Here is a 17,702-nt window from a genome sequence, read left to right as displayed (position 1 = left end):
CATGGTCAATCGTGGCGTGTCTGACGCCTTTCCCCGTCCTGTGTCGACCACGCGCAATGCCGTCGTGCTTGGCGCCGGCCTGGCCGGTGCGGCAATCTGCCACGCGCTGTGCGCACGCGGCTGGCAGGTCACGCTGGTCGAGCGTCAGCCGCAGGCCGCCCAGGAAGCCTCTGGCAATCTGGTCGGCATCGTCATGCCGGTGTTATCGCAGGACGATAACCTGACCTCGCGACTGACGCGGGCGGCCTACCTGTTTGCGCTGCGCTATTGGCAAACGCTGGGCCAATTTGATCATGCTGCCTGCGGTGTCCTGCAGCTGGCACGCGATGCCGCCCATGCGCAGCTGCAGCTGGCGATCGCGCGGCGCTGGAATTTTCCGGCCACGTTTGCGCGCTGGTGCAATGGCGACGAGGCAAGCGCGTTACTGGGACGCGCCACCGTCCACGGCGGGTGGCATTTCCCCCAGGGTGGCTGGGCCGATCCGGGCGCTGTCTGCCGCGCCATGCTGGCAGCCTGCGGCAGCCGCCTCACGCAGCAATACGGATGTGAAGTCGCCAGCCTGCGGCGCCACGACGACCGCTGGCAACTGTACGACGGCGCCGGCGCGCAGGTGGCGCTGGCGCCGGTTGTGATTTTTGCCAACAGCAACGGGGCCACGCGCTTCGCGCAACTGGCCGACCTGCCGTTGGTTGCGGTGCGCGGGCAGGTCACGCATGTCGCGGCCGATCCACACTCGACTGTGCCCATGGTGGTTTGCGGTGACGGATATGTGACGCCGCCGTTGCGCGGAATCTGCTGCGTCGGCGCGAGCTACGATGCGCACCAGGACGAGCACTTGCGCGCCGATAGCCAGGCCGGCAACCTGCAGCGAGTACAGGCAATGCTGCCCGGTTTCTGGCTCGATCCTGACGCCCTGCCGCTTGCCGGCCGGGTCGGCTTTCGTTGCGTCGCGCCGGATCGCTTGCCGCTGGTCGGGGCGTTGCCGGATAACGGGAGCCTGACTGCCATCGAGCGCATGCGCGACATGCCGCGCCGTCCCGGTTTGTACGGTTTGCTTGGCTATGCCTCGCGTGGACTGATCTGGGCGCCGCTGGCGGCGGAACTGCTGGCCGCGCAGCTTGAGGGAACGCCGTTGCCGCTGGACGCTACACTGGCCGCGGCACTCGACCCGGCGCGTTTCAGGCTGAAGGTATTGCGCCGACAACCACGCTGAGCATGCTGATTGCGCCGAGTTCGACGACATCGTTGAAGATGGCAAGAGGCTCGTCGTCGCGCCGACTGCCGATCACGTACAGCAGGGGCAGGAAATGCTCGTCGGTAGGCACGGCCAGCGCCACGTCCTGACCCCATTCGGCAAAGTTGACCAGTTCTTCGGGTGCCGGCCCGAGCAGTGTCTGGCGCACCCGATCATTGAAGCGCACCGCCCAGTCATGCGCGGGAGCGTCGTTGAACACCATGCGGCTGAGGTTATGCACGACATTGCCGCTGCCCATCAGCAGGATGCCCTGGTCGCGCAATGCCGACAGCTTCTGGCCGAGCGCGAAATGAAATGCCGCTGGCTGCGTGGCATCGATGCTCAGTTGCATCAGTGGCACGTCGGCCTGTGGAAACATCTTGATCAGCACGCTCCAGCTGCCGTGATCAAAGCCCCACGCGTCATCGAGCCGCACCGGCAATGGCGCCAGATGCGCGGCAATGGCCTGGGCAAGCTCCGGCGCGCCGGCAGCCGGATAGCGCATGTCGAACAGCGCCTGCGGAAAGCCGCCGAAGTCATGAATGGTTTTGGGGCTGGCGTTGCCAGTGATCGCCGTGCCGCGGGTGGTCCAGTGCGCCGAGACCATCAGGATCGCACGCGGCTTCGGCAACGTCGCGGCCAGCGCGACCCAGGCCTGGGTGCGGGCGTTGTCGGCCAGCGCGTTCATCGGACTGCCATGGCCAATGAACAGGGCGGGCATGCGGGTGGTGGTCATGAGATGGCTTTTGAAGGAGGGCGAAGGCTACAGTGTAGCGCGTCGCTCGCCCATAAAAAAACGGACCGCTGGGCGGTCCGTTTTGTACTGCAGCGCGGCGAATTACTTCTTGGCGCGGCTGGTTGCTTTTTCAGCAGCCTGGCTGAACTGGGCGGTTGCGTTGGTGACATTCGCTTCCATCGTTTGCACGGCTTGCTTGGTGGTTTTGGTCAGTTGCTCGTAACCGGCGTTGGCGTTGCTGATGACCGATTTCATCATCGCGATCACGTTTTCCGAACCGGCAGGTGCGTTCTTGGTCACGTCGTCGACCAGCGTCGATACCTTGCGGCTGGTCTCAGCGATCTGGGCTTCGGCAGCACGGGTGAATTCGGCTTGGGCACTCGATGCGATGTCAGCGACATGACGGCCATAGGCCAGCGCTTTTTCTGCATTCGGCTTGGCTTGTGCAGCCGACAGGGCCATGAATTCCTGTGGGTCTTTAACGGTCAGCAATTGCTTGGCGTTGCTGGTGCTTTCTTCGAGCGAGCTTTTGACAGCAGTCAGGTTCAGTTCGACGAGCTTTTCAACGCTTTCGAAAGCTTTGCTGGTCAGCGACGTGATCAGGGCAAGCTGGGCTTCGAAATTGGCTTTGGTGGCAGCCGAGAATTGGTCTTGAAATGAAAACATGTGGATCTCCTTGGGTTAGTTATCGCATCGGAACGGTCGGCGGTAGCAGGGATTCGACATATGGTGCACCGCAACAAACGCAATTCTACGCCTCAAAAAGACGATGTCAAGCACTAATTGTGCAGCGCACCATGGCAACATTTGCCGCGCCACGCCGCCATGTGCCGATGCCCCCTATAATCGAGATGAGACAAGGCAATCCCCATCGACCCGACAACAAAAACAGGCGATCAACCATGAATACCACCCACTACGCGCACTGGCCCGAGGGCCTGCCCACCCAGCTGACGGTTCCTGCCACCAGTGTTTATGTCAACCTGCTCATCAGCGCCCTGCGCTACCCCGACCAGACGGCGATCATTTTCTACGACGCGAAGCTGACGTATCGCGAGTTGCATGACGAAGTGCTAACGCTGGCGGCGCATTTGCAGCACAACTGCGGCGTGCAGCGCGGCGACCGCATTCTGCTCAACATGCAAAATTGCCCGCAATGGGTGATCGCCTATTACGCGATCCTGCGCGTCGATGCGATCGTGGTGCCGGTCAATCCGATGCTGCTCACCGATGAGCTGCGCCATTATGTCGATGACAGCGGCGCCAGGCTGGCGCTGGTATCGCAAGAAATCCTGGAGCGGACCTTGCCGCTCATCGGCACCAGTTGCCTGACGCAGGCAATCGTCGCGACCTATTCCGATTATCTGACTGCCGCGACCGACCTGCGTGTGCCGGACATCATCAGCGCGCCGGTTGCGGTGCCGCAAGCCCCGGGTGTCACCCTCTGGAGCGCGGCAAAGGCAGCGCCGGGACTGCTCACCGAGCATCTTGCGCAGTCCGACGACATCGCCTGCATGCCCTACACCTCCGGCACCACCGGCAAACCGAAGGGCTGTGTCCACACCCATCGCTCCGTGATGTTCGTGGCCATCGCCACGCCGCAATGGTCGGTGGCCGCGGTGCCGGACCAGGTGACGCTGGCAGTGCTGCCGTTCTTTCACGTCACCGGCATGGAAATCTGCATGAATGCCGTGATCGCCGGCGGCAGCACGATGGTGATTCTGCCGCGCTGGGATCGTGACGTTGCCGGCCAGCTGATCACGCGCTACCAGGTCACGATCTGGACCAACATCCCGACCATGGTCATCGACCTGCTGTCGAATCCGCGCCTGGCCGAGTACGACCTGTCGGGGTTGCGCCGGATCTCCGGTGGCGGCGCGGCGATGCCGGCGGCGATTGCGCAAAAATTGCTGGAGCTGACCGGATTGACCTATATGGAAGGCTATGGCTTGTCCGAGACAATGGCCACCACCCACGCCAACCCGCCGCAACGCGCCAAGCAGCAATGCCTCGGGATTCCAATCTTCAATGTCGATTCGCGCATCGTCGATCCGGTCACGCTGACCGAGATGGCGCAGGGCGAGGTCGGTGAAATCATCATCCACGGTCCGCAGGTGATGCAGGGTTACTGGAACGATCCGCAAAAGACCGCCGAGTCGTTTGTCGAGATCGACGGCAAGCGCTTCCTGCGCACGGGCGACCTTGGCTATCGCGACCCGGAGGGCTTCTTCTTTTTCACCGACCGCCTCAAGCGCATGATCAATGCCAGCGGCTTCAAGGTCTGGCCCGCCGAGATCGAGTCGATGATGTACCGCCACCCCGACATTGCCGAGTGCTGCATCATTGCCGCGCGCGATGCCTATCGCGGCGAGACCGTGAAGGCCGTGGTGGTGCGCAAGCCCGACAGCACGATCAGCGCCGATGCGATCATGCAATGGGCGCACGAACACATGGCGGCGTACAAGGTGCCCAAGCTGGTCGAGTTCGTCGCCGCGTTGCCGAAGTCGGCCACCGGCAAGGTGATGTGGCGCGCGTTGCAGGAGAAGGAGCTGGCGGGCTGAACCGTCACGGGCGCATGACGGCGTAAAATGCGCTACTCGTTCACGCCTTCTGCAAAGCCGCTCCCATGACCATCGTCCTCGCCACCCTCAACGCCCGCTATGCGCATGCCTCGCTCGGTCTGCGCTATCTGCTGGCCAACATGGGCACGCTGAAGGACCAGACGCAATTGCGCGAGTTCGTCATTGGCACCCGCACCACCGACATCGTCGAAAAACTGTTGGCATGCAACCCGCGCATCATCGGCTTTGGGGTGTACATCTGGAACGTCGAGGAAACCACGCGGGTGGTGGCACTGCTCAAGCGCCTCGCGCCGCAGGTCAGGATCGTGCTCGGTGGACCGGAAGTGTCGTACGAGTCGGCTGAACAACCGATCGTGCAGCTGGCCGATTATCTGGTCACCGGCTGGGGCGACGTCACCTTCCCGGCGCTGTGTCGCCAGATCATCGACGGCCCGCAGCCGCTGATGAAAGTGCACGCCGGCGTGCAACCGCCGCTGGCCGACATCGCGCTGCCGTACGACCTGTACTCCGACGAAGACATCGCGCACCGCACGCTGTATGTCGAAGCCTCGCGCGGCTGTCCATTCAAGTGTGAATTCTGTCTGTCGGCACTCGACAAGACCGCCTGGCCATTTGCGCTGGACGGCTTTCTGGCCGAGCTGGAGCGCCTGCATGCGCGCGGCGCACGGTTGTTCAAGTTCGTCGACCGCACCTTCAATCTGAACATCAAGTCGAGCCTGAAGATCATGCAGTTCTTCCTCGACAAGCTGGCGGCGGCGCCGGACGATCCGGTCTATGCGCATTTCGAAGTGGTACCGGATCACCTGCCCGATGCGCTCAAGGCCGGCATCATGCAATTCCCGCCCGGCGCGCTGCAGTTCGAGATCGGCATCCAGAGTTTCAATCCGGACGTGCAGGCGCTGGTCAGTCGCAAGCAGGACAACGACAAGGCGGCCGAAAACATCCGCTGGCTGATCGCCAACTCAAATGCGCATTTGCACGTCGATCTGATTGCCGGCCTGCCGGGTGAAGACATCGCCAGTTTTGCACGCGGCTTCGACCGCCTGGTTGCACTCAAGCCGCATGAAATCCAGTTCGGCATCCTCAAGCGCTTGCGTGGCACGCCGATTATCCGGCACACCGAAGCATTCGGATTGATTTTCGATCCGGCGCCGCCGTACACCATCCTGGCAACCGATCGCATCGGGTTTGCCGACATGCAGCGGCTGGTGCGCTTCGCCCGTTTCTGGGACATGGTCGCCAACTCGGGTCGGTTCGCCAACAGCCTGCCGACGATCCTGGGCGAGTCGCCGTTCGCGAATTTCATGCTGTTGTCAGACTGGATCTATGCCCGCACCGATGCCACCCACCGGATTGCGCTGGAACGGTTGGCGGTGCTGGTGGCGCAATGGCTGGCCGAGCGCGGCGTGGCGACTGACACGGCGCAGGCGTTGGTGGCGAGCGATTATGCCGGCAAGGTCAACTTGCCACGGCGCACGGTGACGGCCAAGGGCGACAGCGCGTTGCCGCAACGGCAGGCGCGCCATCTGGCGGCGTAGCGGGATCAGCCGAGTGCTGCGGCGCGCTCGCGCCACTGGGCGATGAGCTGCTGACACGGGCTGTCCAGCGATGCCAGCGGCACGCTGCGTTGCTGCTGAAAAATCATCATGGCATACACATTCGCCAGTGCATTGACTTCCGGCGACAGCGCACGCTCTTCGCCGGTCGACGGCCGCAGCCCGCGCCAGAAATTGATCGCCTGCTCAAGTTCGTTCAACGAGATATCCATCGGATCATTGTACGCGGCCAGCCGGTCAGCCCGCGTGCGTCAGCAGACGGTGATAGAAGCGAATCAGGTCGGCAAAATTCTTCACTGAAATGCGCTCGTTGGTGCCGTGAAATCGCGCCAGATCCTCCGGCAGGGCATGCACCGGCGAAAAGCGGTACACATTGTCGGCCAGCGCCTCGAAGTAGCGCGCGTCGGTCGCGCCGATCATCAGGCCGGGCGCGACGATGGTATCGGGGAACAGTTCGCGCACGGTGCGATTGATGGTTTGATACTCGGCCGAGCCGGCATCGGCGATGCGCGATGGTGGCGTGTTGCCGGCGGCCGGCGTGAGCTTGATCGCGTCATTGGCAATCAGGCTGCGCATGCGCGCCAGCACGCCACTCTCGGTGTCGCCCGGCATCAGGCGGAAATTGACGGCTGCTTCGACCGAACCGGGCAGCACATTGTCCTTGTCACCGGCATGAATAATCGTCAGCGCAGTGGTGGTGCGCAGCATCGCATTGGCGCTGGGTGTCTTTTGCAATTCGTGCGCCACCAGTTCGCGCGTCAACCACAAATTCGACAGCAGCACGCGATTCAGGCCGGACATCTCCGGCGCCAGCGTGCCGAGCATGGCGCGCGCGGCGCCGCTCACGCGGGCCGGGTAAGGCGCGGCCTCGACCCGCACCAGCGCGGCGCTCATGCTGCCGATCAGGGTGGTTGGCGGCGGCATCGACGAATGTCCCGGCGGACCCTGCATGCTCAGCAGCACGGTGGCGTAGCCCTTTTCGGCGATGCCGATCAGTGCCAGCGGTTTTGTCAGTCCCTTGAGAACGCCTTCGGTAATGATCAGGCCTTCATCCAGCACATACGCCAGCTTGACGCCGCGCTGCTGCAACAGCGCGGCGATCGCGCCGGCCCCGCGCTTGCCGCCGCTTTCTTCATCGGCGCCGGAGGCCAGATAGATGGTCTGGCGCGGCTTGAAGCCATCGGCGGCCAGTCGTTCCAGCGCCTCGAACATGGCGATCAGATTGCCCTTGTCATCCCATGCGCCACGGCCCCAGATGAAGTCGCCGTCGACCACGCCATCGAACGGCGGGTGCTGCCAGTTGGCCTCGGTGCCGGGCGCAATCGGCACCACATCCTGATGCGCCATCAACAGCAGCGGCCTGGCGTTCGGATCGCTGCCTTGCCACTTGTAGAGCAGGCTGCTTTTGCCGATCACTTCGCGGCTCAGCGCGGCGTGTACGTGTGGGTAATTGCGCTGCAAATAGACATGCAGTTTGGCGAATTCGGCGGCGTTCAGATTCGCGTCGGTGGCACTGGAAATGGTACGGAAACGCAGTGCGCCGGCCAGATGCTGCGAGACGTTTTCCAGGTCCAGCGGCAGCGGCGCCAGTGCCGCGACCTGCAATTGCTGCGAGCCTTGGCGCCAGGTGTTGATCGCGATCACCGCAATGAACAGCAGCAGGACTGCAGCAAGCGAACGTTTGATCATCTGAACGGCTCCGGACAAATTGGCAGTGCGGCCAGTTTATCAGTCAGAGCACGCCCACATAGCCAAGCGCCGCCGCAATCGCCAGCAACAGCAGCGGATGCGTGCGCGTCGTCAACATCAACACCACAGTCAGTGCGGTAATCGCACCAGCCGCCCAATTGTGATCGGCACTGCGCGTGAGCACATAACCGCTGGCGAGAATCAGGCCGACCGTCAGCGCGGCCAGTCCGGCACTGACGATCACGCGCCAGCGCGCTTCGTCGTGGCGCTGCCAGAAACCACCAAAGAAATAGGTGAGCAATCCGGATGGCAGGCACATCGCGAGCGTCGCAAGCATGGCGCCGGCCAGGCCGCCCAGCTTCCAGCCCAGCAGCGTGACGATCAACACATTCGGGCCGGGGGCGGCCTGCGCCAGCGCGGCCAGCGATACGAATTCGGTCGTGCTCATCCAGCCAGTCAGCTCGACCATCTGGCGGTGCATGTCCGGAATCACGACATTGGCGCCGCCGATGGCGATCAGCGACATCCCAAGGAAGTACAGGCCGATATCGGTCAGCGTCGGCGAATGGTTCATCGCCGCTCGCTCCACGCCAGCAGCACTGCCGTTGGCACCAGCACCGCCAGCACCTGCAACAGCGGCAGGCCGAGCGGGCCGGAGGCGACAAATGCGGCCAGCGTGACGATCATCAGGCGCACGCTGCGCGGCTGCCTGCGCAGCATCGACAACCCCATCGCCACCACCAGCCCGGCGGTGGCAGCGGCGGTGCCGCCAATGGCGCGCCGCACTGCTTCGATCTGGCCGAACTGGTCGTACAGGGTAGCCAGCAACAGGATGATGACGAGCGGCGCCAGCATCAAGCCGCCGAATGCCAGCAGCGCACCTTGCCAGCCGTGAAAGCGCCTGCCCACCATGATGGTCAGGTTGACCACGTTCGGTCCCGGCAGCAACTGGCCAAGCGCCAGCAGTTCAGTGAACTGTGCGCTCGACAACCAGCCCCGTCGTTCGACCAGCATGCGCCGTGCAAACGGTAGCACCCCGCCAAAACTGGTCAGTCCCATCAGCAGGAAGCAAACGAACAGGTCGCGTTTGCCGACTGTTGGCGGGACCGCGTTCATGCGAGATTTGGCGCCAGCCAGCGATCCAGATCGTCGCGTGCGACACCGCGCCGGGCCGCCATGTCGGCCACCTGATCGTCGCCGATCTTGCCGACGCCGAAATACTTCGATTGTTTGTGGCCGAAGTAAAAGCCGGCCACCGAGGCGCCCGGAAACATCGCAAACGATTCAGTCAGCTGCATGCCGATGTCGGCGCATTGCAGCACCTCGAACATGTCCGCCTTGACCGTGTGTTCCGGACAGGCCGGATAGCCGGGCGCGGGACGGATGCCGAGATATTCCTCTTTCAGTTGCGCATCCAGGCCGAGCGTTTCGTCCGGCGAGGTGCCCCACAAGTCGCGCCGCACGCGCTCATGCAACTGCTCGGCGAAGGCTTCGGCCAGGCGGTCGGCCAGCGACTTGAGCATGATCGATGAATAGTCGTCATGGGCGGCTTCAAAGCGCTGCTCGTACTTCTCGATGCCGATGCCGGCAGTGACGGCAAACATGCCGATGTAGTCGGCAATGCCGGACGACTTCGGTGCGATGAAGTCGGCCAGGCACTGATTCGGCCGCGCCACGCCGTCGATGACCGGCTTGACGGTTTGCTGGCGCAGGCCGTAATACGTGAACGCCACTTCGGTGCGGGTTTCGTCGGTATAGATTTCAATGTCGTCGTCGTTGATGCTGTTGGCAGGCAGTAGCACCACCACCCCATTGGCGGTCAGCCAGCGACCGTCGATGACTTTTTTCAGCAGCGCCTGACCATCGGCAAATACCTTGCTGGCGGCTTCCCCGACCACCTCGTCGGTGAGGATGGCCGGATACGGTCCGGCCAGGTCCCAGGTCTGGAAGAACGGACCCCAGTCGATGTACTGCGCCAGCGACGCCAGATCGACATTCTTGAACACCCGCCGGCCGATGAACTTCGGCTTGACCGGCGCATCGACGCCGGCAAATCCCAGCTGCATCTTGTTGGCGCGCGCCTGGGCGAGCGACAGCATGGGCACCGCCTTGCGGTTGGCATGCTGGTCACGAATGCGTTCATAGTCGGTCGAGATGTCGGCGATGTATTGCTCGCGCTGTTCCGGCGTGAGCAGCGACTGCGCCACCGAGACCGAGCGCGACGCGTCCGGCACGTACACCACCGGACCATCGTAGTTGTGGGCGATCTTGACGGCGGTGTGGGCGCGCGAGGTGGTGGCGCCGCCGATGAGCAGCGGAATTTTCAGCATCCGGAAATACGGATCGCGCTGCATCTCCTTTGCGACGTAGGCCATTTCTTCGAGCGACGGCGTGATCAATCCGGACAGTCCGATGATGTCGGCGTTCTCGGCCTTGGCACGCGCCAGGATTTCGGAACACGGCACCATCACGCCCATGTTCACCACTTCGAAGTTATTGCATTGCAGGACCACCGAGACGATATTCTTGCCGATGTCATGCACGTCGCCCTTGACCGTGGCGATGACGATCTTGCCCTTGGGCTTGGCGGCGATGCCGGTCTTCTGCTCTTCCAGCAGCTTTTCGATTTCGATGAACGGGATCAGATGGGCCACTGCCTGCTTCATCACCCGCGCCGACTTGACCACCTGCGGCAGGAACATCTTGCCTTGTCCGAACAGGTCGCCGACGATGTTCATGCCATCCATCAGCGGCCCTTCGATCACATGAATCGGACGGCCGCCATTTGCCAGCAACTCCTGGCGGGCCTCTTCGGTGTCTTCGACGATCCACTGCGTGATGCCGTGCACCAGCGCATGCGCCAGACGCTTCTGCACCGAGCCGCTGCGCCATTCCAGGTTCTGTTCTTCCTTCTTGCCGCCGGCTTTCAGCGTGCCGGCGATCTCGATCATGCGTTCGGTGGCGTCGTCGCGGCGATTGAGCACGACATCTTCGGCGCGCTCGCGCAGTTCCGGTGCCAGTTCGCTATACACCCCGACCATGCCCGCATTGACGATGCCCATCGTCATGCCGGCCTGGATCGCGTGATACAGGAACACCGTGTGAATCGCTTCGCGCGCCGGATCGTTGCCGCGGAAGCTGAAGCTGACGTTCGACACCCCGCCACTGATTTTGGCGTGCGGCAGATTGGCGCGAATCCAGCGCGTGGCGTCGATGAAATCGACCGCGTAATTGTTGTGCTCCTCGATGCCGGTGGCAATCGCAAAAATGTTCGGATCGAAGATGATGTCTTCCGGCGGAAAGCCGACTTTGCTCACCAGCAGGTTGTAGGCGCGCTGGCAGATCTCGGTCTTGCGCGCGAAGGTGTCGGCCTGGCCCTTTTCGTCGAACGCCATCACGATCACTGCCGCGCCATAACGCCGGCACAGGCGCGCCTGGCGCAGGAATTCGGCTTCACCTTCCTTCATTGAAATCGAATTGACCACGGCCTTGCCCTGCACGCATTTCAGGCCGGCTTCGATCACCGACCATTTCGACGAGTCGATCATGATCGGCACGCGGGCAATGTCGGGCTCGGACGCGATCAGATTCAGAAAGCGCGTCATCGCCGCCATCGAATCGAGCATCGCTTCATCCATGTTGATGTCGATGATCTGCGCGCCATTCTCGACCTGTTGGCGTGCTACCGCGAGCGCTTCGTCGTACTGTTCGTTGAGGATCAGGCGCGCGAACGCCTTCGAGCCGGTGACGTTGGTGCGTTCGCCGACGTTGACGAACAGCGCGTCGTCGTCGATGACGAACGGCTCCAGTCCGGACAGCCGCATCGTGCTGTCGGCCGCCGGCACCTTGCGCGGCGCGATGTTGGCGACGGTCTCGGCAATCGCGCGAATGTGGTCCGGCGTGGTGCCGCAGCAACCTCCGGCGATATTGACGAAGCCGCTTTCAGCGAAATCCTGCAGCAGCGACGAAGTCACTTCGGGGGTCTCGTCAAAGCCGGTGTCGCTCATCGGGTTGGGCAGGCCGGCATTCGGATAGATGCAGACAAAGGTGTCGGCGATCTTCGACAGCTCCTCCGCATATGGACGCATCAGCGCCGCGCCGAGTGCGCAGTTCAGGCCAATCGTCAGCGGTTGCGCGTGGCGCACCGAGGCCCAGAATGCGGGCACGGTCTGGCCGGACAGAATGCGTCCGGAAGCGTCGGTGACGGTGCCTGAAATCATGATCGGCAGGCGCTTGCCGGATTCTTCAAAATACGTGTCGATGGCAAACAGCGCGGCCTTGCAATTGAGCGTATCGAAAATCGTTTCGACCAGCAGCACGTCGGCGCCGCCCTCGACCAGCGCGCGGGTTTGCTCCAGATACGCGGCAACCAGCAGGTCGAAGGTGATGTTGCGCGCCGCCGGGTCGTTGACGTCGGGCGAAATGGAGGCGGTTTTCGGGGTCGGCCCCAGCGCGCCCGCGACGAAGCGCGGTTTGTCCGGGGTGGAATATTTGTCGCAGGCGGCACGCGCCAGTCTGGCGGCGTTGACGTTCATCTCGTAAGCCAGATGCGCCATGTGATAGTCGTCCTGCGCCACCGTAGTCGCGCCGAACGTGTTGGTTTCGATCAGGTCGGCGCCGGCGGCCAGATACTGTTCATGAATTTCGCTGATGATCGCGGGTTGCGTCAGGGTCAGCAATTCGTTGTTGCCCTTGACGAACAGCTCACGACCGGGCCCCTGGAAATCGGCGAAACGGGGGCCGCGATAATCGGCCTCGCTCAGGTGGTATTGCTGGATCATGGTGCCCATCGCGCCGTCGAGAATCAGAATGCGGCGCGACAGCAGGTCACGCAGGACGGTTTCGGTATGGGTCGGGGCAGGACGATGCATGGTGTTGTGCTCGAAGTCAGGGGATTAAAAAGCATGCAGAAAATGCAATAAAAACGCAAAAACCCGGCTTGCAAAAGCGGAGCCGGGTTTCTTCTGGTCCGATTTAGCGGAATTTATAGTGGGACTGGAACCCCGGCGCCCGCAAGCTGGGTTTGACTTGGTCGATCAAATCGGCGCGTGGAAATTATACGTCAAAGGGCCTGGCGCCGGACTGCGCCAGCGACAGACAAAAAAAAGCCCGCTCTGATAGCGGGCTGAAATCCATATCAAAAGGAGGAGACATGGAGGAGACAGGCAAAGTGTAGGAGTTGCACAGCTATAACGCCAATTCTTATTTGGCATATGAGTTATCTCATTTGTGAATATCAAGTGCTGGCGCGGGTTGCGCTGGCAACGGCGATCGGAAAGCCCTTCAAAAATTCGCTGGCCGGCAGGCGCTTGCCGCCAGATTTCTGTAATTCGGTGATCCGCAGTGCGCCGCTGCCGCAGGCGATGACAAGTCCGCTTTCGCTGTCGGCCGCCAGGATCTGGCCTGCCCCTGCCGCGGCGCTGCGCTCGACAACGTCGGCGCGCCAGATCTTGACCGGCATGCCATCAATGACGGTGCACGCGGCCGGCGCGGGATCAAACGCGCGGATTTTCCGCGCCAGCAGCTCGGCCGGTTGCGAGAAATCCAGCGTGGCTTCTTCCTTGCTGATTTTCGCCGCGTAGGTCATGCCCGATTCCGGTTGGGCAGTGGCATGCTGGGCGCCTTGCTCGAATTGGTGCAGCACCTCGACAATCATCCGTCCGCCAAGCGCGGCAAGGCGATCGTGCAGAATGCCAGTGGTGTCATCGGGGAGAATCGGCAGGTGCGCCATGTGCAACATGGCGCCGGTGTCGAGGCCCTTGTCCATCTGCATGATGGTGATGCCGGTGTCGGTGTCGCCCGCTTCGATGGCGCGGTGGATCGGCGCCGCACCGCGCCAGCGCGGCAACAGCGACGCATGGATGTTCAGGCAACCCAGCCTGGGTATGGCAAGGATGGATTCCGGCAGGATCAGGCCGTAGGCCGCCACCACCATGACATCATGGGGCGTCTGCGCCAGCAAGTCGTGGGCGGCGCGGGCCGCGTCCGGGTATTTGCCGTCGAGCCGCAGCGAAACGGGCTGGGCCACGGGAATGCCGTGTTCCAGCGCGAATAGCTTGACTGCAGAGGCATGCAATTTCATGCCGCGCCCGGCCGGGCGATCCGGTTGGGTCAGCGCCAGCGGGATCTCGAAACCGGCCGCATGCAAGGCCCGGATTGCCACAGCGGCGAATTCCGGCGTGCCGGCAAAGATGATTTTCATGGATGGTCCGACAGTGTCGCAGCAGTCAACCACTGCGGGAGCGGGGCGTCAGCGCGCGCCGCTGCGTTTTTTCTCGCGGTTATTTTCGCGTTCTTCCTTGAGCATTCGCGCCTTGATGCGATTGCGCTTGAGCGGCGATAGATATTCAACAAATACTTTGCCTTTCAAATGATCCATCTCATGCTGGATGCATACGGCCAGCAAGCCCTCGGCGGTGGTTTCGAAAGCTTTGCCGTTGATGTCGAGCGCGCGTACCTTGACGCTGGCGTGGCGCAGCACGCCGTCATACACGCCGGGTACCGACAGACAACCTTCGTCATAAATCTGCTGTTCGTCACTGGCCCAGACGATCGCCGGATTGATGAAGACGCGCAGGTCGGACTTCGAATCCGAGATGTCGATAACCACCAGTTGCTCATGCACGTCGACTTGCGACGCGGCCAGGCCAACGCCGGGGGCTTCGTACATGGTCTCCGCCATGTCGTCGACCAATTGCTTCAGACGGACGTCGAACGCAGTGACGGGCTTGGCGATTTTGTGCAATCGCGGATCGGGATAACGCAAGATATTTAGTAATGACATACGGCTTTTGCGCAACAAGGCGATCGAGGATGAACGTGGTTTCTCTTGCTAGTTCAAGGATTTATGGGCAAACTTTGATTCACTTTGGCAAGTTTTGACACGCATTTTGTATTCTGCGGGCAACATGTTGTGGCGAAAAACACTCAGAATATTCGCTGTACCCACCGGACCAATTATGAAAAAGTTTAGCACAGCCGCCGTCTGCTTCGCATTTGCCACCGCCTCACTGGCCTTCACTGCCTCCAGCGCGCAGGCTGCGCGCGCCACTTGTGCGTTTCTTGCCAATGCACCAGACAGCCATGTTGTCGTGACAGGCGATACCTTGTGGGGCATCTCCGGTAAATTCCTGCAGCATCCATGGTGCTGGCCCCAGGTGTGGGACATGAACCGCGAACAGATTCGCAATCCGCACTGGATTTATCCGGGACAGGTGGTGTATTTCGATCGGGTCAATGGCCGCTTGCGCCTGGGAAATCAGGCGGGTGCCGGCGGCAACGGAACCGCACGTCTGTCGCCGCAGGTCCGCATGGAAGGCCTCGGACGAGAGGCCATTCCCGCGATTCCATCGAGCGTGATTGAGCCGTTCCTGTCGCAACCGCTGATCATTGAGGAAGGCGATCTGGCCGGCGCGCCACGTATTGTTGCGACGCAGGAGGGCCATGTGTTCCTCGGCAGGAACGACAAGGCCTATGTGCGCGGGGACCTGGGCGACGATACCTCGTTCCAGGTATTCCGCCCGGGCCTGCCGCTGAAAGATCCCGAAACCAAGAAAATCATTGGCTATGAGGCCGCGTTCCTTGGCAGCGTCAAGCTGGTCAAGGCGGACGAAACCGACGGCTCCGGCGCGCACGTGTTCACGGTGCTGGCGGCGAAGGAGGAAATGGGTGTCGGCGATCGCCTGATGCCGGTGCCGCCGAGCCCCATCATGAATTACGTACCGCATCCGCCGGAACAGCCAACCGATGCGCGCATCGTCTCGATTTATGGCGGGGTGGCCAATGCCGGACAAAACCAGATCGTGACCATCAACCGCGGCGCCGATGAGGGCATTGATATCGGCACAGTGTTGCAGTTATACCGCTTGGGCGAGACAATCATCGATAAAACCGAGGGCAGGAAGGAATCCGTGAAGCTGCCGGACATGGAATATGGCACCTTGTTCATATTCCGCGTCTTTCACAATATCTCGTACGGCCTGATCATGCAGGTCACCGATTCCGTGCAGGTAGGCGACGTGGCCAAATCACCGGAGTAACCGCTCGTTGTCAGCCGCCGCCACCGCCCCGAACGATGAACTTGATCTGGCGCAGTGGATTCGGCTGACGCAAACGCATGGCATCGGCGCGATCACCGCGCAACACCTGTTGGCCGGCTTCGGATTGCCGGCCGCTGTTTTTTCGGCCAGTGCTGCGGCCCTGGCCGCGGTGGTCGGGACGGCCATCGCGCGCGAACTGACCCGGCCGGTTTCGTCCGGCCTCCACAACCTGATCGCGCGCACGCTGGACTGGTGTCGGCAGCCCGGCAATCATGTGCTTACCCTGGCCGACCCGCGTTACCCGCCAGCGTTGCTGACGATTCCCGACCCACCGATCCTGCTGTATGCCAAGGGGCGTCTCGACTTGCTGCGGCAACGCTGCGTAGGCGTGGTCGGCAGCCGCAATGCGACCGTGCAGGGAATCACCAACGCCGAAACGTTTGCCGAGGCATTGAGCCAGGCCGGGCTGACCGTTGTGTCCGGGATGGCGCTCGGGATTGACGCTGCTGCGCACGTGGGCGCCCTGCGCCATGTCGGCAGCGGCGCCACCATCGCCGTCATCGGCACCGGTCAGGATATCGTCTACCCGGCGCGCAATCGTGCTCTGGCGCATCGCATTGCCAGCGAGGGCTGCATTGTCAGCGAATATGCGCTCGGCACGCCCGCTGTCGCAGCCAATTTCCCGCGCCGCAATCGACTCATCAGTGGCCTGGCCTGCGGTGTGCTGGTGGTTGAAGCCGCCGAAAAGTCGGGCTCGCTGATAACCGCTCGGGTTGCCGCCGATCAGGGGCGCGATGTGTTCGCGATACCCGGATCGATCCATTCTCCGTTGTCGAAAGGTTGCCATGTGTTGATCAAGCAAGGCGCCAAGCTGGTCGAATCTGCGCAGGATATTCTGGAAGAGATCAGCGTCGGCGAGCGCAACACCCCCTCCGCATCCATGCCCGTTGTGCTGGCGCAGCCTTGCCACAGCGTCCTGTATGACCTGCTCGGGTTCGATCCGGTCGATGGCGATACGCTGGCCGCGCTCAGCGGACTTGACGCCGCCGCTTTGGCGACGCAGTTGCTGGAACTCGAGCTGCAGGGATTGCTCGAAGTGCTTCCCGGCGGCGCCTATCGGCGGCTGGGCTAGGCGATGGTATTGCCGCGCCGCCATGTCGCAGCTGCCATCTGTTGCATTGCCATCGGAGGGCCTTCCGCGCCGTCGACGCACGCTACTTGTGCCGGCGCGATTCTAACGCTACAGTACAGCCATGTTTGACGTCCTTGTATACCTCTACGAAACCTACTACCGCCCCGATGCCTGTCCTCCGTCGGCCGCCCTGGTAAAGAAACTGTCGGCGGTCGGTTTTGACGACGAAGAAATTTCCCGCGCCCTCGACTGGCTGACCGACCTGACCCAGACTGCCGGCAACCTGTTCGACCAATATCCGCAGCAAGCGGCGTTTTCCTTTGGCGTGCGCATCTATGTCCAGCAAGAGATGGATGCACTTGGCACCGCAGCCGTTGGTTTCATTCAGTTTCTGGAAGCTGCCAAGCTGCTTGATCCGGTCCAGCGTGAAATTGTCATCGAGCGTGCACTGGCTGTCTCCGATACCCTGATCTCGCTCGACAAGCTGAAGGTCATCGTCCTCATGGTGCTGTGGAGCCAGGGCAAGGAGCCAGATGGGCTGATGTTTGATGAGCTCTTTCTGGACGACGATGACCCGGAACCGCGCTTGTTGCACTAATCCGGCCACCACCGCCACAGTGTGGTCAAATCCCCGATTGCCATCGCTCGCCTTGCGGCCTTCCCGATAACGCGCTTATCATGACTCGCCTGTCGTCCTGCTCTGGTTGGGATGGACTCTGTGCAACATTGCTGGC

Annotated in this window: 15 protein-coding genes; 6 read left to right on the top strand and 9 right to left on the bottom strand. The window is 62.1% G+C overall.

Features of this window, described 5'->3' with window-relative positions; genetic code table 11:
* Position 1 precedes the first annotated feature (1 nt).
* On the top strand, positions 2–1,213 hold the full coding sequence (gene mnmC / locus RCH09_RS00675) for an FAD-dependent 5-carboxymethylaminomethyl-2-thiouridine(34) oxidoreductase MnmC (protein WP_326939089.1): 1,212 nt from the start codon (positions 2–4) through the stop codon (positions 1,211–1,213).
* Here mnmC and ygiD read toward each other — a convergent pair.
* Positions 1,179–1,970 (bottom strand): 4,5-DOPA dioxygenase extradiol, encoded by a 792-nt coding sequence (ygiD, locus tag RCH09_RS00670; protein ID WP_326939088.1) that lies wholly within the window; start codon positions 1,968–1,970, stop codon positions 1,179–1,181. The genes mnmC and ygiD overlap by 35 nt on opposite strands.
* A gap of 102 nt (positions 1,971–2,072) precedes the next feature.
* Positions 2,073–2,636, bottom strand: a complete 564-nt coding sequence (locus RCH09_RS00665; RefSeq protein ID WP_326939087.1) for a phasin family protein — start codon at positions 2,634–2,636, stop codon at positions 2,073–2,075.
* Positions 2,637–2,872: 236 nt separating this feature from the next.
* Here RCH09_RS00665 and RCH09_RS00660 point away from each other — a divergent pair, with 236 nt between their 5' ends.
* Both RCH09_RS00660 and RCH09_RS00655 read left to right on the top strand, forming a co-directional pair.
* Positions 2,873–4,531: a long-chain fatty acid--CoA ligase gene (locus RCH09_RS00660; RefSeq protein ID WP_326939086.1), complete on the top strand. Its 1,659-nt coding sequence runs from the start codon at positions 2,873–2,875 to the stop codon at positions 4,529–4,531.
* Positions 4,532–4,596: 65 nt separating this feature from the next.
* Positions 4,597–6,090, top strand: coding sequence for a B12-binding domain-containing radical SAM protein (locus tag RCH09_RS00655; protein WP_326939085.1), 1,494 nt, complete (start codon positions 4,597–4,599; stop codon positions 6,088–6,090).
* Between the two features lie 5 nt (positions 6,091–6,095).
* Here the strand turns inward: RCH09_RS00655 and RCH09_RS00650 are convergent, their stop codons facing one another.
* The 7 genes from RCH09_RS00650 to def form a co-directional block, all read right to left on the bottom strand.
* Positions 6,096–6,320 carry a DUF3717 domain-containing protein gene (locus RCH09_RS00650; RefSeq protein WP_326939084.1) on the bottom strand — a complete coding sequence of 75 codons (225 nt, stop codon included), beginning with the start codon at positions 6,318–6,320 and terminating at the stop codon, positions 6,096–6,098.
* A gap of 25 nt (positions 6,321–6,345) precedes the next feature.
* Positions 6,346–7,815, bottom strand: a complete 1,470-nt coding sequence (locus RCH09_RS00645) for a M20 family peptidase (RefSeq protein ID WP_326939083.1) — start codon at positions 7,813–7,815, stop codon at positions 6,346–6,348.
* 25 nt (positions 7,816–7,840) lie between these two features.
* Positions 7,841–8,371 (bottom strand): chromate transporter, encoded by a 531-nt coding sequence (locus tag RCH09_RS00640; protein ID WP_326939082.1) that lies wholly within the window; start codon positions 8,369–8,371, stop codon positions 7,841–7,843.
* Positions 8,368–8,913, bottom strand: coding sequence for a chromate transporter (locus RCH09_RS00635; protein ID WP_326939081.1), 546 nt, complete (start codon positions 8,911–8,913; stop codon positions 8,368–8,370). The genes RCH09_RS00640 and RCH09_RS00635 overlap by 4 nt, the downstream gene beginning before the upstream one ends.
* Entirely contained in the window at positions 8,910–12,668 is a 3,759-nt protein-coding gene (metH, locus tag RCH09_RS00630) for a methionine synthase (protein WP_326939080.1), read from the bottom strand. Before metH ends, RCH09_RS00635 begins: the two co-directional genes overlap by 4 nt.
* A 365-nt stretch (positions 12,669–13,033) precedes the next feature.
* Positions 13,034–13,999, bottom strand: coding sequence for a methionyl-tRNA formyltransferase (gene fmt / locus RCH09_RS00625; protein ID WP_326939079.1), 966 nt, complete (start codon positions 13,997–13,999; stop codon positions 13,034–13,036).
* Between the two features lie 48 nt (positions 14,000–14,047).
* Complete coding sequence (gene def / locus RCH09_RS00620) at positions 14,048–14,581, bottom strand: peptide deformylase (RefSeq protein WP_326939078.1); 534 nt, start codon at positions 14,579–14,581, stop codon at positions 14,048–14,050.
* A gap of 175 nt (positions 14,582–14,756) precedes the next feature.
* Here def and RCH09_RS00615 point away from each other — a divergent pair, with 175 nt between their 5' ends.
* The 3 genes from RCH09_RS00615 to RCH09_RS00605 all read left to right on the top strand — a co-directional run bounded on the left by RCH09_RS00615 (position 14,757) and on the right by RCH09_RS00605 (position 17,566).
* Entirely contained in the window at positions 14,757–15,836 is a 1,080-nt protein-coding gene (locus tag RCH09_RS00615; RefSeq protein WP_326939077.1) for a LysM peptidoglycan-binding domain-containing protein, read from the top strand.
* Between the two features lie 7 nt (positions 15,837–15,843).
* Positions 15,844–16,968, top strand: coding sequence for a DNA-processing protein DprA (dprA, locus tag RCH09_RS00610; RefSeq protein WP_326939076.1), 1,125 nt, complete (start codon positions 15,844–15,846; stop codon positions 16,966–16,968).
* A 121-nt stretch (positions 16,969–17,089) separates the two neighbouring features.
* Positions 17,090–17,566: a DUF494 family protein gene (locus RCH09_RS00605; RefSeq protein ID WP_326939075.1), complete on the top strand. Its 477-nt coding sequence runs from the start codon at positions 17,090–17,092 to the stop codon at positions 17,564–17,566.
* Positions 17,567–17,702: the final 136 nt, after the last annotated feature.

It is taken from the genome of Actimicrobium sp. GrIS 1.19 (assembly GCF_035984655.1).
GTDB lineage: Bacteria > Pseudomonadota > Gammaproteobacteria > Burkholderiales > Burkholderiaceae_D > Actimicrobium.
Note: the sequence above shows the minus strand (reverse complement) of the source record. Positions and strands in the feature narration are given on the sequence as shown.

Coding starts and splice junctions, on each gene's coding strand:
- mnmC (WP_326939089.1), top strand. CDS start 2: ATGGTCAATCGTGGCGTGTCTGACGCCTTTCCCCGTCCTGTGTCGACC.
- ygiD (WP_326939088.1), bottom strand. CDS start 1,970: ATGACCACCACCCGCATGCCCGCCCTGTTCATTGGCCATGGCAGTCCG.
- RCH09_RS00665 (WP_326939087.1), bottom strand. CDS start 2,636: ATGTTTTCATTTCAAGACCAATTCTCGGCTGCCACCAAAGCCAATTTC.
- RCH09_RS00660 (WP_326939086.1), top strand. CDS start 2,873: ATGAATACCACCCACTACGCGCACTGGCCCGAGGGCCTGCCCACCCAG.
- RCH09_RS00655 (WP_326939085.1), top strand. CDS start 4,597: ATGACCATCGTCCTCGCCACCCTCAACGCCCGCTATGCGCATGCCTCG.
- RCH09_RS00650 (WP_326939084.1), bottom strand. CDS start 6,320: ATGGATATCTCGTTGAACGAACTTGAGCAGGCGATCAATTTCTGGCGC.
- RCH09_RS00640 (WP_326939082.1), bottom strand. CDS start 8,371: ATGAACCATTCGCCGACGCTGACCGATATCGGCCTGTACTTCCTTGGG.
- RCH09_RS00635 (WP_326939081.1), bottom strand. CDS start 8,913: ATGAACGCGGTCCCGCCAACAGTCGGCAAACGCGACCTGTTCGTTTGC.
- metH (WP_326939080.1), bottom strand. CDS start 12,668: ATGCATCGTCCTGCCCCGACCCATACCGAAACCGTCCTGCGTGACCTG.
- fmt (WP_326939079.1), bottom strand. CDS start 13,999: ATGAAAATCATCTTTGCCGGCACGCCGGAATTCGCCGCTGTGGCAATC.
- def (WP_326939078.1), bottom strand. CDS start 14,581: ATGTCATTACTAAATATCTTGCGTTATCCCGATCCGCGATTGCACAAA.
- RCH09_RS00615 (WP_326939077.1), top strand. CDS start 14,757: ATGAAAAAGTTTAGCACAGCCGCCGTCTGCTTCGCATTTGCCACCGCC.
- RCH09_RS00605 (WP_326939075.1), top strand. CDS start 17,090: ATGTTTGACGTCCTTGTATACCTCTACGAAACCTACTACCGCCCCGAT.